The organism is Variovorax sp. OK605 (assembly GCF_900115445.1).
GTDB lineage: Bacteria > Pseudomonadota > Gammaproteobacteria > Burkholderiales > Burkholderiaceae_C > Variovorax.
In genome coordinates this window covers 47,231-59,741 of the sequence record NZ_FOWL01000023.1, presented here as the reverse complement: position 1 = coordinate 59,741, position 12,511 = coordinate 47,231, and the positions used below count along the sequence as shown (strand labels likewise).

Here is a 12,511-nt window from a genome sequence, read left to right as displayed (position 1 = left end):
CATCATGCCCCTGCAGGTACAGGCAACTGCTGCTTCACCAGCGCCACCCAGTACGCCGCGCCCAGCGGCAGGATGTTGTCGTTGAAGTCGTAGTACGGGTTGTGCACGTTCGGGTCGTTCGGGCCCTCGCCCGCGCCGATGCCGATGTACGCGCCCGGGCGCTTCTGCAGCATGAAAGCGAAGTCTTCCGAACCCATGGCCGGCGGAATGTCGGTGTGCACCTGCTCGCGCTCGACCAGGCTGGCGGCCGCGGCAATGGCGGCGTCGGTCTCGGCGGGCGTGTTCACCACGCCGGGGTAGCCGCGGCGGTACTCCAGCGCCACGCTGGCGCCATGCGTGGCGGCCACGCCGTCGCAGATCTGCTGCATGGCGGCCTGGGTCTTGTCCTGGATGGCGGCGTCCAGCGTGCGCACGGTGCCGCGCAGCACCACGGTCTCGGGGATCACGTTCCAGGTGTCGCCGCCGTGGATCTGCGTGACGCTCACCACGGCCGAGTCGGTCGCGCCGGTGCGGCGGCTCACGATGGTCTGCAGCGCGTTGATGAGCTGGGCCGAGACCACCACCGAGTCGATGCCGGTCTCGGGCATGGCACCGTGGCTGCCCTTGCCGGTGATGACGATCTCGAAGGTGTCGAGAAAGGCCGTCATCGTGCCCTTGCGGATCGCGAACTTGCCGCGCGGCAGGCCCGGGAAGTTGTGCATGCCGTACACCGCGTCGGCCGGAAACTGGTCGAACAGGCCCTCTTCCACCATCACGCGGCCGCCGCCTTCGTTCTCTTCGGCGGGCTGGAAGATGAACTGCACCGTGCCCTTGAAGGGCTTGTGGCGCGACAGGTGCTCGGCCGCGCCCAGCAGCATGGCGGTGTGGCCGTCATGGCCGCAGGCGTGCATCTTGCCCACGCATTTGGAGGCGTGCGCCTGCGTGCCCAGCTCCTGCATGTTGAGCGCGTCCAGGTCGGCGCGCAGCGCGATGCTCGGGCCCTCGCCGTTCTTCAGCGTGCCGACCACGCCGGTGCCGGCCAGGCCGCGGTGCACGGGCAGGCCCATGAGCATCAGCGCGTTGGCAACCACGTTGGCGGTGCGGTGCTCTTCGAAGGCGGTCTCGGGGTTGGCGTGGATGTCGCGGCGCCAGCTCAGCATGCGGGCGCGGGTGTCTTCGGCAATTTCGGGGTCGCGGTACATGGCGTGGGCCTCTCGTGGGTTGTCTTGTCAGTGGAAGAATTCGGCGATCAGCGTGGCACCCAGGAAGGTGCCGGCCGTGGCGGTGAGCGACACCACCACGATGCGCCAGCCCAGCTGGCGGAACACCGGCAGGTCTTTCGCGACCGAGAAGCCGGCCAGCGCGAGCACCGGCGTGGTGAAGGCCAGGAAGTTGAGCTTGGCGGTGATGGCGATGAGCGCGTCGGAGAACGGGAACAGGCCCGGAATGCCCGCCACGGTGGCCACCACCGACAGCACCAGCACCATCGGCAGGCGCGGCAGCAGGCGCTTGATGCCCTCGACCACCAGCGCAATGGCCACCACGGCGGCCATGCCTTCGAGCGAGACCAGCATCGGCACCTTGTAGGTCAGCGAATTGCCGATGAGCACGCCGCCGCCCACCACCGCCCAGGCGATGAACGTGTGGCGCAGCGGCAGCGCGCCGCCATGGCCCACGCTGACCTGCGACACGGCGGCCGTGCCCGCATCCTGCGCGCCGCGCTTCGAGAAACGGCCCAGCACCGGCTCCAGCTTGCCGTAGAGCCACGAGCACAGCGGCAGCGAGAGGAACAGCGTGAAGTAGAAGCCCGCCACGGTGGTCAGCAGGTTCGACGCGGCGGCAATGGCGGTGAGCTGCGGCAGCATCTCGGCCGGCTGCTGCGCGGCGATGGCGCCCAGCGCCGCCGCCATCAGGCTGCCCGAGCCCACGCCGGCGCCCATGGCCAGCGAGCGCGGATCGAAGATGTGCAGGCTGGCGATGAAGCCCGCCAGCACCGCGATGAAGAGCGCGCCCAGCACGGTGCCGGTGATGTACTCGGCCAGCACGCCGCGGCCTTCGGGCGAGGCCATGCCGTACTTCTCTCCGATGATCACCAGGTTGCCCTCGCGGCCCACCGAGAAGGTGGCACCCACGGCTTCGCGCTTGATGCCCAGCAGCAGCGCCAGCGGCAGGCCCAGCGCCAGCGTGCCCAGCGCATGGCCGAACTCCTGGAACAGCAGCGCCCAGCCGGCCTGCTTCACCTGCGGCAGCGCGGCGCCGACCGTGAGGCCCAGCTTCACCACGAACAGCAGCAGGCCCGCGTTCAGCAGGCCGCCGGCAAAGGTCTGCTCGGCGGTCGCCACGCGCACCACGCCCGGCACGCGGCGGTGCGCGATGCCCCACACGGCCGCGATCAGCAGCGCCCACAGCATCGGCAGCAGCGCCACCTTGCCGGGGCCGACGCTGAACTGCACCGGCCCGATCAGCTCGGCCGCGGCCACGATGGCCAGGGTGACGAGCGCGAGCTTGAGTTTTCCGGAGGCGCCGGAGGGCGCGGCGGTGGCGAGAGCGGAGGCAGCAGAGGTCATCGGTGGGGGCTCATCTGGCGCGGTTGGAACGAATGCCGGCAAGTTTCCGCATGCAGGCCTCTTGCATCAATGACCGTAAATCGGGATATTCGATGCATCGAATGCAACACTCAGGAGACCGGGCGATGGACGACAAGCTCGACACGCGCCGCGTGCGCTACTTCATGCAGGTGCTCGACAGCGGCTCGGTGCGCGGCGCCGCCGACGTGCTCGACATGGACCCCTCGGCCGTGAGCCGCGCCATCGGCATCCTCGAGCAGGAGTGCGGCGTGCCGCTGCTGGAGCGCCACGGCCGCGGCGTGGTGCCCACCGACGCGGGCGAGATGCTGGCCGGCTACGTGCGGCGCCAGAACAGCCAGAAGCAGCACCTCATGGCGCAGATGGACAGCATCCGCAAGATCGAGCGCGGCCACATCGACATCGTGGCGGGCGAGGGCTACGTCGACTGGCTCATGCGCCACAGCCTGCGCGAGTTCATGACCACGCACCCGAAGATCACGGTCGAGCTCGACGTGGCCAGCACCGACGAGATCGTGCGGCGCGTGGTCGAGGAGCGCGCCCACATCGGCATGCTGTTCCAGCCGCCCAGGGACGAGCGGCTCACCTCGCACCAGTCGCACCCGCAGCCGATCCAGGCGATGGTGCTGCGCTCGCACCCGCTCGCGCAGCTGGGCCGGCCGCTGAAGCTCGCCGACCTGCTGCCCTACCCCGGCGCCACGCTGCACCGCAACTTCGGCGTGCGCCAGCACATCGAGGCGGCCGAGATCAGCGAGGGCGTGCGGCTGCCGTCGCTGCTCACCACCACCTCGTTCAGCGCGCTCGGCCACTTCGTGTCGGCCGGGCTGGGCTACACGCTGGGCACGCGCATCTCGCTCACGCCGAGCGCCACCAACCCCGAGCTGATCGAGCTGCCGATGAAGAACCCGCTGCTGTCGCAGGGGCGCTCGCACATCGTGTCGCGCCACGGCCGCATGCTGTCGCCGGCCGCGAGCGAGCTGCTGCGGCGCATCGTGGCCGACATGCGGCGCTACACCGACCTGGCGGTGCCGGCACCGGCACCCGCAGCCGCACCGCAGAAACGGCCGGCCGCGCGCAAGCGCCGCGTCGCGGCATAGCCCGCGGCAACGGCGTTGCGCGGACGGCCCGTTCGGTGTTCTGATCGGGCCCCATGTCCTACGTCGTTCCCCTCTTCGTCCATCTGCTGTGCGCCGCCTTCTGGGTCGGCGGCATGGCGACCCTGCACTTCGCGGTGCGCCCGTCCGCCGTCGCCACGCTGGAGCCGCCGCTGCGCCTGCGCATGATGGCCGCGACGCTGCGGCGCTTCTTCATCGGCGTGGACGCGGCGCTCACGCTGCTGTTCGTGACCGGCGTGGCGATGATCCTCGCGACCGGCGGCTTTCGCAGCGTGCACTGGCGCGTGCAAGCCATGATGAGCATCGCGATCGTGATGGCCGCGATCTACGTCTACATCCGCGCGTCGGTGTTCAAGGCGCTGCGGCGCGCGGTGGAACAGAGCGCATGGCCGGTGGCCGCGGCGCGGCTGAACACGGTGCGCCAGCTGGTGACGGTGAACCTGGCGCTGGGGGTGGTGGTGTTCGGGGTGGCGATCATCGGGCGGGCGGGTTAGGCCACACCCTGATACGGCTCGATGGTGGGCTCTGCGGCACAAAGCACGCAGACGCAGTCGGTGATTCCTGCGACCAGGTACTCGCGAAGATCGCCATGAAAGGCGATGCAGCTGCCGGGGCGAACCCGTTCCTTCGCCAGCCAGCCGCCCGACCGGATCTGGAACAGCAGGCCGTCGGGCGACGCGCAGGCAGGCCAGTATTCGCCGAAGTCCCGCTCGTCCATGACGCGGTAGGCCGCGACCTCGCCGAAGCCGATCTTGACCGAGGTGCCCTGCGTCGCGCTGCGCACGGTCACCTCCAGCCGGTGCATCGCGTAGTCGACGCGCACGACTTCAGCCGAGGCGACGGCACCGGAGGCGCTTGCCATCGCAACCGCTTCAACCGGCTGTGCGGCCTCGTGGTTCGTCATGTCCTTGCAGTGCTCAGCGCTCGCCCAGCACCGCGCCGTCCAGCGGCTTCAGCAGCCACTGCGCGATGTCCTCGCCCAGCTTGTAGGTCACGACACCGACCATGCTGCAGGTGCTGCGCGGCATGCCGAAGTAGATGAACATCTGGCGCTGCGCGGTGAACCGGGCGGGCGCTTCGCCCTGGCGCTCCAGCGTGCCGCGCAACTGGACGATCTTGGGGCCACCGTACAGGCCGCCCGCATTCGCGAGCAGGTCGGTGATCTCCAGCTTCAGCGACGGCGCGGCCTGTGCCGCAGCGGGTGCCGGTGGCGCCAGCACGAACTCGTAGGGGTCGAGCAACTGGTCCTGCACGGCCTGGCGCAACGACGCGGGCACGTCGCACGCGTCGTCGGCCTTCGTCAGCTGCACGCCCTTGGCGGTGGTGCCGTAGGCAACGGCGGGCATGACGACGCTGTTGCGCGGCGTGGCGGTGGCGGGCGGCGGCTCGGGCGGGGCCGGCTGGCGCGAGCCGCAGGCGGCGAGCAGCGCGGTTGCGGCGACCGCGGACACGGCAAAGGACAGCCGCGCGGCAACGCGCGCAGCGAACGGATGTTCGGACATGGGGAGCTCCCTGAAGAATTGTTGTGTGCGCGAGCGCGCGCCACCATTCTCCTTCGCTCACGTCACGGCTCAGGCCTCGTTCAGGTGAACCGGTAGTCCAGGTGCGTCACCAGCGCCGAGCCGTCGGCGCGCACGGGCACCAGCGTCATCTCGCCGGGCGCGAGGCCCTCGAGCAGCCGCTGGCCCGCGCCCAGCAGGTTCGGCGCGACGTGGATCGTGCATTCGTCGAGCAAGCCCGCGCGGATGGCCTGGCGGACGGTGTCGACGCCGCCGGAGATGCGCACGTCCTTGCCGCCGGCCGCGGCCTTGGCCTGGGCCAGCGCGCTCGCGAGGCCGTCGGTCACGAAATGGAAGGTGGTGCCGCCCTGGCGCACCCACGGCTCGCGCGGCGAATGCGTGAGCACGTACACGGGGCCGCGAAACGGCGGGTTCTCGGGCCAGGCGACCTCGCCCTCGTCGAACATGCGCCGCCCCATCACATAGGCCCCGGCGCGCGCGAACACCTGCTGGACGCGTGCGTCGTCGGGCGTACCCCGCTCGCCGCCGGGCATGCCCAGGATCTCGCGGAAGGTGGCGGTCTGGAAGATCCAGCCGTGCATGGCGCGCGCGCCATCGCCCATCGGGTTGCCGGGGCTGGCGTTCGGGCCCGCCATGTAGCCGTCGAGCGAGATGCCCACGTCGAAGAAGACCTTGCTGCTGCTCATACGTCGCGTTCCGGCGGCGAAGCCGGCCTGGGTTGCAGAGAAGGCGGAGTCTATGCGCGAGCCCGCCCGTTGAAAACAGGCAAACAGGCAGACAGGGGGCGAACGCGCGTGTCGACGGGGGGCTCAGACCAGGTTCAGCTCGACGTCGATGTTGCCGCGCGTGAGCTTGGAGTACGGGCAGGTCTGGTGCGCGGTGTCGACCACGGCGCGCGCGGTCTCGCGGTCCAGGCCCGGCAGGCTCACGTTGAGGCGCGCCTGCAGCAGGTACTGGCCTTCCTGCAGCACCAGGTCGACCTCGGCATCCACCGCCAGGTCGGCCGGCAGCTTGACCTTCAGGCCGCCCGCGGCCTTGCCCATGGCGCCGATGAAGCAGGCCGACCAGCCGGCCGCGAACAGCTGCTCGGGGTTGGTGCCCGTGCCGTTGCCGCCGGGGGGCGACAGCTGGATGTCGAGGTTGCCGTCGCTGCTGCGCGATGCGCCCTGGCGGCCGCCGGTGGTGTGGGTCTTGCCGGTGTAGAGGACTTGCTTGTCGGTCATGGTGCTTCCTTGGATGAGAGGGGGTCGTGTTGAAAGTGGTGTCGCGCGGGCCGGGCTCAGAGCGCCAGGCGGTCGATGCCGTGGGCCGTGGCAACGGCCTGGGCGCGCACCGCGGCGCGGTCCAGCGTGCTGGCGAAGCGCTCGTTGGGGCCGGCGCCTGCACCGTCTGCGTAGATGTTGCCGGCGCGGGCCGCGGCGATGGCGCCGGCACGGGCCTGGGCACGGTCGCTCAGGCCGGCCACGACGGCGGGCACGCCCGCGGTGGCGCCGTCGGCGTACGGGTCTGCAACGTGGGCGGCGGCCACACCCGCGGCCTGCACGGCGGTGCGGCTGGCGGACGACTGGAATTGCAGCACGCCCTGGTAGTTCTCCGCGCTGGCGCCGACGGCGAAAGCGGAAAGAGCGGCGGCGGCGATCAGGAGCTTGGTGGTTTTCATGGCAATGTCTTTCGAAGATGAAGGGTGAAGGGGTCGGTTGAACACCATCGCCTCCTCTGTGTGTGTGTCGTCGGTGGCGATGCATGAATTACATCGGCGGGCTGTATCCGCGATGTGTCGAGCCACCGGCAGATTTGCATGCGCGTGTGTACGCCGCGCCGGCCGGACACAGTGGCGTACAAATCGGAAATGAAAGACGGGGAAAGGCGGCCGCGCAGGGGGCAACCGACCGGCCGGGCCGCAGCTAGGCGGCCGGGCCCTTGAGCTCGACGGTGTTGCCGTCGGGGTCGCTCAGGTAGATCGACGGGCCGTTGCCCTCGGCGCCGAAGTTGTTCTGCACGCCGCCGTGAAGGGCCACGCCGTGGCGCGCCATCAGCGCGCGGATGCCCGCCTCGTCGAAGGGCTCGACGCGCAGGCAGAGGTGGTCGACGTTGCGGCCCTCGGCACCGGGCAGCGCACCGCCCTGGCGGCCCAGCGGGCCGTCGGGCGTGACGAGGTCGATGAGGCTGGCGCCGGCGCGCAGGTGCACCAGGCCCAGGTCGTCGCGGCGCTTCTCGACGGTGCAGCCGAGCACGTCGGCATAGAACGCGACGGCGCGCGCCATGTCCCTCACCCGCAGCACGACGTGGTCGATGCGCAGCACCGCGAACGGTGGGCGCATCGGGCTCGTCATGCCGGCCTTGTCATGGCAGCGGCGTCAGACCACGCCGGCCGAGCGCAGGGCGTCGAAGCGGGCGGCGTCGATGCCCATTTCCGCCAGCACTTCCTGCGTGTGCTGGCCGAGTGCCGGTGGCGCATGGCGCAGCACCGGCGGCGTGGCCGACAGGCGCAGCGGGCTCGCCACGCCGGTGATGCTGGCAATGCCGTCGCCCGCGTCGCGTGGCATCGTGACCTTCAGGCCGCGCGCCTGCACCTGCGCGTCGTCGAAGGCCTGCGCGATGTCGTTGATCGGGCCGCAGGGCACGGCCTTGTCTTCGAGCAGCGTGACCCACGCGGCCGTGGTGCGGGTGCGCGTGAGCTCTTCCATCATCGGGATCAGCACCAGGCGGTGCTTCACACGCAGCGTGTTGGTGGCAAAGCGTGCGTCGCTCGCCCACTCGGGGTGGCCGGCCGCTTCGCAGAAGCGCGCGAACTGGCCATTGTTGCCGACGGCCAGCAGCATCGAGCCGTCCTGCGTCGGAAAGTCCTGGTACGGCGCCAGGCTCGGGTGCGTGTTGCCCTGGCGGCCGGGCGCCTTGCCGGTGTTGAGGAAGGCGCTGGCCTGGTTCGCGAGGATGGCCATGCCCACGTCGAGCAGCGCCATGTCGATGTGCTGCCCTTCGCCGGTGCGGTCGCGCACCTGCAGCGCCGCGAGGATGGCGGTGCTGGCGTAGACGCCGGTGAACAGGTCGGTGAGCGCCACGCCCACGCGCAGCGGGCCGCCGCCGGGCACGTCGTCGGGACGGCCGGTGATGCTCATCATGCCGGTCATGGCCTGGATCATCAGGTCGTAGCCGGCGCGCTCGGCGTAGGGGCCGTCGTGGCCGAAGCCGGTCACGCTGCAGTAGATGAGGCGCGGGTTGGCCGCGCGCAGGCTTTCCTGGTCGAGGCCGTACTGCTTCAGGCCGCCGGTCTTGAAGTTCTCCACCACGATGTCGGCCTGCGCCGCCATCTGCTTGAGCAGCGCCTGCCCGTCGGGCGTGGCCATGTCGATGGTGACCGAGCGCTTGTTGCGGTTGCAGGCGGTGAAGTAGCTGGCCTGGTCGCTGTCGTTGCCGTCCGCGTCCTTGATGAAGGGCGGGCCCCAGGTGCGCGTGTCGTCGCCGACGCCGGGGCGTTCGATCTTGACGACGTCGGCGCCCAGGTCCGCCAGGATCTGCGTGCACCACGGGCCCGCGAGCACGCGGGACAGATCGAGGACCTTGATGCCGTCGAGTGCTGCGGGCTTCGTTGTCATGCGTTCTTAGTTGGCGAAAGCTGCGATGCCGGTGATCGCGCGGCCCAGGATGAGCGCGTGGATGTCGTGCGTGCCTTCGTAGGTGTTCACGACTTCCAGGTTCACCAGGTGGCGTGCCACGCCGAACTCGTCGCTGATGCCGTTGCCGCCCATCATGTCGCGCGCCATGCGGGCGATGTCCAGCGACTTGCCGCAGTTGTTGCGCTTCATGATCGAGGTGATTTCCACCGCGGCCGTGCCTTCGTCCTTCATGCGGCCCAGGCGCAGGCTGCCTTGCAGGCCCAGCGTGATCTCGGTCTGCATGTCGGCCAGCTTCTTCTGGATCAGCTGGTTGGCCGCGAGCGGGCGGCCGAACTGCTTGCGGTCCAGCGTGTACTGGCGGGCGCGGTGCCAGCAGTCTTCGGCGGCACCCAGGGCGCCCCACGAGATGCCGTAGCGGGCGCTGTTCAGGCAGGTGAACGGGCCCTTCAGGCCTTGCACTTCGGGGAAGGCGTTTTCCTCGGGGCAGAACACGCCGTCCATCACGATTTCACCGGTGATGCTGGCGCGCAGGCCGACCTTGCCGTGGATGGCGGGGGCGCTCAGGCCCTTCATGCCCTTTTCGAGCACGAAGCCGCGGATCGGGCCCACGGTGCCGCTTTCGCTGACTTCCTTGGCCCACACCACGAACACGTCGGCGATGGGGGAGTTGCTGATCCACATCTTCGAGCCGCTGAGCGAGTAGCCGCCCGGCACCTTCTTGGCGCGCGTGGCCATGCTGCCGGGGTCGGAGCCGTGGTCGGGTTCGGTCAGGCCGAAGCAGCCAATCCATTCGCCGGTGGCGAGCTTGGGCAGGAACTTCTGCTTCTGGCCTTCGGTGCCGAATTCGAAGATCGGCACCATCACCAGCGAGCTCTGCACGCTGGCCATCGAGCGGTAGCCCGAGTCGACGCGTTCGACTTCGCGCGCGATCAGGCCGTAGGCCACGTAGTTCAGGCCGGGGCCGCCGTACTGCTCGGGAATCGTCGGGCCCAGCAGGCCGAGCGCGCCCATTTCGCGAAAGATGGCGGGGTCGGTTTCACCGGTGCGGAAGCCCTCGATGACGCGGGGCGCCAGGCGCTCCTGGCAGTAGGCGTTGGCCGCGTCGCGGATCATGCGTTCTTCGTCGGTCAGTTGCTGGTCGAGAAGAAGGGGATCGTCCCAGTGGAATTGCGCTTTGGCGGCCATGTGCTGTCTCCGGAAGAGGGGAAAAGAGAAAAAAGAGGGGGATCGGCCGATCCTAGCCACGCAGGCACCATGACGCAAACGAGGATTGCGCACCCAGATATGCGTTCATAGAATGTCTTGCAAGATGTTCGAGCCACATCTTCATTGAGAAGCGCCTCGCTCCATTCCTACTTTCCAGGCATACATGCGCCGCAAGATCCCGCCGCTGCAGACCCTCGTGTGCTTCGACGCCGCCGCGCGCCACGAGAGCTACACGCGCGCCGCGCAGGAACTCGCCCTCACGCAGAGCGCGGTGTCGCGCCAGATCGGCACGCTCGAGGCCTTCCTGGGCGTGGCGCTGTTTCGCCGCACGCGCCACGGCGTGGCCCTCACCGCCAGCGGCGCGGCCTATGCGCGGCAGACGGCCATGCGGCTGCAGGCGATGGAGCGCGACGCGCTCGACGCCATGGCCCACCAGGGCGAAGGCGGCTCGCTCTCGCTGGCGGCCGTACCCACCTTCGCCACGCGCTGGCTGATGCCGCGCCTGAAGGGCTTCGCGGCGCTGCAGCCCGACGTGGTGGTGCACATCGAGACGCGCACACGGCCCTTTCTGTTCGCCGACGCCGAGTTCGACGCCGCGCTGTACGCCGGCACGCCCGCGCAGGTCGAGAACTGGGCCGGCACGCACGCGCTGCTGCTGATGCACGAGGACGTGGTGCCGGTGTGCAGCCCCGCCCTGCTTGCGCGCGGCAAGGCCGTGACGCCCGCCGTCATCGCGAAGATGCCGCTGCTGCAGCAGAGCACGCGCCCCGACGGCTGGCGCCAGTGGTTCGACGCGCAGCAGATCGACGCGCCCAACGCGCGCGGCGGCCCGCGCTACGAGCTGTTCTCCATCCTCGCGGCGGCGGCCTCGCACGGGCTCGGCGTGGCGCTGATGCCGACCATGCTGGTGGCCGACGAACTGGCGCGCGGCGAGCTGGTGGTGGCCTGCGCGCGGCCGCTGTCGGGCGAGCGCAACTACTACCTGGTGACGCCGGAGCGGGCCGACCAGCGGCCGCTGTTGAAGTTCTTCAGCGACTGGCTGCTTGCGCAGGCGCAGGCACAGGCGCAGCAGGGTTGAGCCAGGCGGGCTGAACGCCATGCCGCGCGGCTGCGGCTGCGGCTGCGGCTGCCAGCAAGGGTTCAGCGCTTCGCGGGCCGGGCGCCCTCTTTCGCATACGCCTCGATCAGCGCCGGGAACGCATCCATCGCGGGCAAGGCGCCGAAGCTGTGCTTCGCGGGCGTCGAGACCCAGGGCAGCTTTTCGTCGGTCCAGGTCTCGACGAAGGGCACGAACCACTCGTGGTGGTCGAGCGCGCTGGCGCGGATGTTGACGAAGTAGTCGAGGCCTTCGGTGCGGGTGAACAGCCAGCTCTTGCAGTGCGGGCAGAAGCAATGGTGCGAGTCGCCGTGCAGGCCGCCGATGACCGGCTCGCCGGCCGTCACCTCGAAGCCCGGCGTGGGAATGGCGAGCGACAGCGAGAAGGCGCTGGCCGTCATGCGCTGGCAGCCGGTGCAGTGGCAGGCCATGGCCAGCAGCGGCGGCGCGCTGATGCGCAGGCGCACCTGGCCGCAGCGGCAGCCGCCCTCCCAGGGGAGTTGCCAGTCGCCGGTGGCCGGGTCGTTGGGAATGTTCGGTGTGCTCATGCACGGAATCTACCTCGCGGGCCTTGAAAGATGTGTCCGGAAACGGCGAGTTTCCCGGCCTCGAAAACCGGACACTGTGTCCATGACATCCCCCGCCTCCCAGGTCGACGCCCTCGACTGGCCCCGCATCGAAGACGACCTCGCCCTGCGCGGCTGCGCCGTCGCTGGCCCGGTCTTCACGCCCGAGGAATGCGCCGCGCTCGTCGCCATGTACGACGAGGGCCACCGCTTCCGCAGCCGCGTCGTGATGCAGCGCCACGGCTTCGGCCAGGGCGAGTACCAGTACTTTGCGAACCCGCTGCCGAAGAAGCTCGCGGCCTGGCGCAGCGCGCTGTACGCGCGCCTGGCGCCGCTGGCCAATGCCTGGGCCGCGGCCATGGGCCAGCCGGCCGACCACCCGCCGGACCACGCGGCCTACCTGGCGCGCTGCCATGCCGCGGGCCAGCTGCGCCCGACCCCGCTGCTGCTGCGCTACGGCGAGGGCGACTACAACTGCCTGCATCAGGACCTGTACGGCGAGCTGCAGTTTCCGCTGCAGCTCACGGTGCTGCTGAGCGAGCCGGGCCATGACTTCACGGGCGGCGAGTTCGTGCTGACCGAGCAGCGCCCGCGCATGCAGTCGCGCGCCGAGGTGGTGTCGCTCGCGCGGGGCGAGGCGGTGATCTTCGCGGTCAACCAGCGGCCCGTGACGGGCACGCGCGGCACCTACCGCGTGACGATGCGCCACGGCGTGAGCCGCGTGCGCTCGGGGCACCGGCACACGCTGGGCCTGATCTTCCACGACGCGCAATAGGCTGCGGCAAGAGAAGAGTCAAGAAGGCCTCGTACAGCCCCTGCGGAAGGCG

15 protein-coding genes are annotated in these 12,511 nt (G+C 70.0%); 4 read left to right on the top strand and 11 right to left on the bottom strand.

Annotation, left to right across the window (positions count from 1 at the left end):
* Positions 1 to 2 precede the first annotated feature (2 nt).
* Both BM013_RS36380 and BM013_RS36375 read right to left on the bottom strand, forming a co-directional pair.
* Complete coding sequence (locus BM013_RS36380; RefSeq protein WP_093134610.1) at positions 3 to 1,181, bottom strand: M20 aminoacylase family protein; 1,179 nt, start codon at positions 1,179 to 1,181, stop codon at positions 3 to 5.
* 27 nt (positions 1,182 to 1,208) lie between these two features.
* Entirely contained in the window at positions 1,209 to 2,546 is a 1,338-nt protein-coding gene (locus BM013_RS36375; RefSeq protein ID WP_093134607.1) for a DUF3100 domain-containing protein, read from the bottom strand.
* A 125-nt stretch (positions 2,547 to 2,671) separates the two neighbouring features.
* On the opposite strand from BM013_RS36375, the gene BM013_RS36370 reads away from it, so the two are divergent.
* Both BM013_RS36370 and BM013_RS36365 read left to right on the top strand, forming a co-directional pair.
* Entirely contained in the window at positions 2,672 to 3,661 is a 990-nt protein-coding gene (locus BM013_RS36370) for a LysR family transcriptional regulator (protein ID WP_256220175.1), read from the top strand.
* A gap of 53 nt (positions 3,662 to 3,714) precedes the next feature.
* Positions 3,715 to 4,173, top strand: coding sequence for a CopD family protein (locus BM013_RS36365; RefSeq protein WP_093134605.1), 459 nt, complete (start codon positions 3,715 to 3,717; stop codon positions 4,171 to 4,173).
* Here BM013_RS36365 and BM013_RS36360 read toward each other — a convergent pair.
* From BM013_RS36360 to BM013_RS36325, 8 genes are all read right to left on the bottom strand, one after another.
* The gene (locus tag BM013_RS36360) at positions 4,170 to 4,583 is read right to left on the bottom strand and encodes a hypothetical protein (RefSeq protein ID WP_093134602.1); all 414 of its coding nucleotides are present in this window, start codon (positions 4,581 to 4,583) and stop codon (positions 4,170 to 4,172) included. The genes BM013_RS36365 and BM013_RS36360 overlap by 4 nt on opposite strands.
* A gap of 13 nt (positions 4,584 to 4,596) precedes the next feature.
* On the bottom strand, positions 4,597 to 5,181 hold the full coding sequence (locus tag BM013_RS36355) for a hypothetical protein (RefSeq protein WP_093134600.1): 585 nt from the start codon (positions 5,179 to 5,181) through the stop codon (positions 4,597 to 4,599).
* An 80-nt stretch (positions 5,182 to 5,261) separates the two neighbouring features.
* Positions 5,262 to 5,885: a dihydrofolate reductase family protein gene (locus BM013_RS36350; protein WP_093134597.1), complete on the bottom strand. Its 624-nt coding sequence runs from the start codon at positions 5,883 to 5,885 to the stop codon at positions 5,262 to 5,264.
* A gap of 123 nt (positions 5,886 to 6,008) precedes the next feature.
* Positions 6,009 to 6,422, bottom strand: coding sequence for an organic hydroperoxide resistance protein (locus tag BM013_RS36345; RefSeq protein WP_093134594.1), 414 nt, complete (start codon positions 6,420 to 6,422; stop codon positions 6,009 to 6,011).
* 56 nt (positions 6,423 to 6,478) lie between these two features.
* Positions 6,479 to 6,859, bottom strand: a complete 381-nt coding sequence (locus tag BM013_RS36340) for a helicase SNF2 (RefSeq protein ID WP_256221854.1) — start codon at positions 6,857 to 6,859, stop codon at positions 6,479 to 6,481.
* A 244-nt stretch (positions 6,860 to 7,103) separates the two neighbouring features.
* The gene (locus BM013_RS36335; RefSeq protein ID WP_093134589.1) at positions 7,104 to 7,532 is read right to left on the bottom strand and encodes a VOC family protein; all 429 of its coding nucleotides are present in this window, start codon (positions 7,530 to 7,532) and stop codon (positions 7,104 to 7,106) included.
* 24 nt (positions 7,533 to 7,556) lie between these two features.
* Positions 7,557 to 8,795, bottom strand: coding sequence for a CaiB/BaiF CoA transferase family protein (locus tag BM013_RS36330; protein WP_093134587.1), 1,239 nt, complete (start codon positions 8,793 to 8,795; stop codon positions 7,557 to 7,559).
* 6 nt (positions 8,796 to 8,801) lie between these two features.
* Complete coding sequence (locus BM013_RS36325; RefSeq protein WP_093134585.1) at positions 8,802 to 10,001, bottom strand: acyl-CoA dehydrogenase; 1,200 nt, start codon at positions 9,999 to 10,001, stop codon at positions 8,802 to 8,804.
* A gap of 184 nt (positions 10,002 to 10,185) precedes the next feature.
* Here BM013_RS36325 and BM013_RS36320 point away from each other — a divergent pair, with 184 nt between their 5' ends.
* On the top strand, positions 10,186 to 11,100 hold the full coding sequence (locus tag BM013_RS36320) for a LysR substrate-binding domain-containing protein (protein WP_093134582.1): 915 nt from the start codon (positions 10,186 to 10,188) through the stop codon (positions 11,098 to 11,100).
* Between the two features lie 62 nt (positions 11,101 to 11,162).
* On the opposite strand, the gene BM013_RS36315 is transcribed toward BM013_RS36320, so the two are convergent.
* Positions 11,163 to 11,666, bottom strand: a complete 504-nt coding sequence (locus tag BM013_RS36315) for a GFA family protein (protein ID WP_093134579.1) — start codon at positions 11,664 to 11,666, stop codon at positions 11,163 to 11,165.
* 82 nt (positions 11,667 to 11,748) lie between these two features.
* Between BM013_RS36315 and BM013_RS36310 the strand changes: the two genes are divergently transcribed.
* Complete coding sequence (locus BM013_RS36310; RefSeq protein WP_093134577.1) at positions 11,749 to 12,459, top strand: 2OG-Fe(II) oxygenase; 711 nt, start codon at positions 11,749 to 11,751, stop codon at positions 12,457 to 12,459.
* The last annotated feature ends 52 nt before the right edge of the window (positions 12,460 to 12,511 follow it).

What these genes read in the sequence shown, in the direction of transcription:
- BM013_RS36380 (WP_093134610.1), bottom strand. Translation starts at nt 1,181, where the DNA reads ATGTACCGCGACCCCGAAATTGCCGAAGACACCCGCGCCCGCATGCTG.
- BM013_RS36375 (WP_093134607.1), bottom strand. Translation starts at nt 2,546, where the DNA reads ATGACCTCTGCTGCCTCCGCTCTCGCCACCGCCGCGCCCTCCGGCGCC.
- BM013_RS36370 (WP_256220175.1), top strand. Translation starts at nt 2,672, where the DNA reads ATGGACGACAAGCTCGACACGCGCCGCGTGCGCTACTTCATGCAGGTG.
- BM013_RS36365 (WP_093134605.1), top strand. Translation starts at nt 3,715, where the DNA reads ATGTCCTACGTCGTTCCCCTCTTCGTCCATCTGCTGTGCGCCGCCTTC.
- BM013_RS36360 (WP_093134602.1), bottom strand. Translation starts at nt 4,583, where the DNA reads ATGACGAACCACGAGGCCGCACAGCCGGTTGAAGCGGTTGCGATGGCA.
- BM013_RS36355 (WP_093134600.1), bottom strand. Translation starts at nt 5,181, where the DNA reads ATGTCCGAACATCCGTTCGCTGCGCGCGTTGCCGCGCGGCTGTCCTTT.
- BM013_RS36350 (WP_093134597.1), bottom strand. Translation starts at nt 5,885, where the DNA reads ATGAGCAGCAGCAAGGTCTTCTTCGACGTGGGCATCTCGCTCGACGGC.
- BM013_RS36345 (WP_093134594.1), bottom strand. Translation starts at nt 6,422, where the DNA reads ATGACCGACAAGCAAGTCCTCTACACCGGCAAGACCCACACCACCGGC.
- BM013_RS36340 (WP_256221854.1), bottom strand. Translation starts at nt 6,859, where the DNA reads ATGAAAACCACCAAGCTCCTGATCGCCGCCGCCGCTCTTTCCGCTTTC.
- BM013_RS36335 (WP_093134589.1), bottom strand. Translation starts at nt 7,532, where the DNA reads ATGACGAGCCCGATGCGCCCACCGTTCGCGGTGCTGCGCATCGACCAC.
- BM013_RS36330 (WP_093134587.1), bottom strand. Translation starts at nt 8,795, where the DNA reads ATGACAACGAAGCCCGCAGCACTCGACGGCATCAAGGTCCTCGATCTG.
- BM013_RS36325 (WP_093134585.1), bottom strand. Translation starts at nt 10,001, where the DNA reads ATGGCCGCCAAAGCGCAATTCCACTGGGACGATCCCCTTCTTCTCGAC.
- BM013_RS36320 (WP_093134582.1), top strand. Translation starts at nt 10,186, where the DNA reads ATGCGCCGCAAGATCCCGCCGCTGCAGACCCTCGTGTGCTTCGACGCC.
- BM013_RS36315 (WP_093134579.1), bottom strand. Translation starts at nt 11,666, where the DNA reads ATGAGCACACCGAACATTCCCAACGACCCGGCCACCGGCGACTGGCAA.
- BM013_RS36310 (WP_093134577.1), top strand. Translation starts at nt 11,749, where the DNA reads ATGACATCCCCCGCCTCCCAGGTCGACGCCCTCGACTGGCCCCGCATC.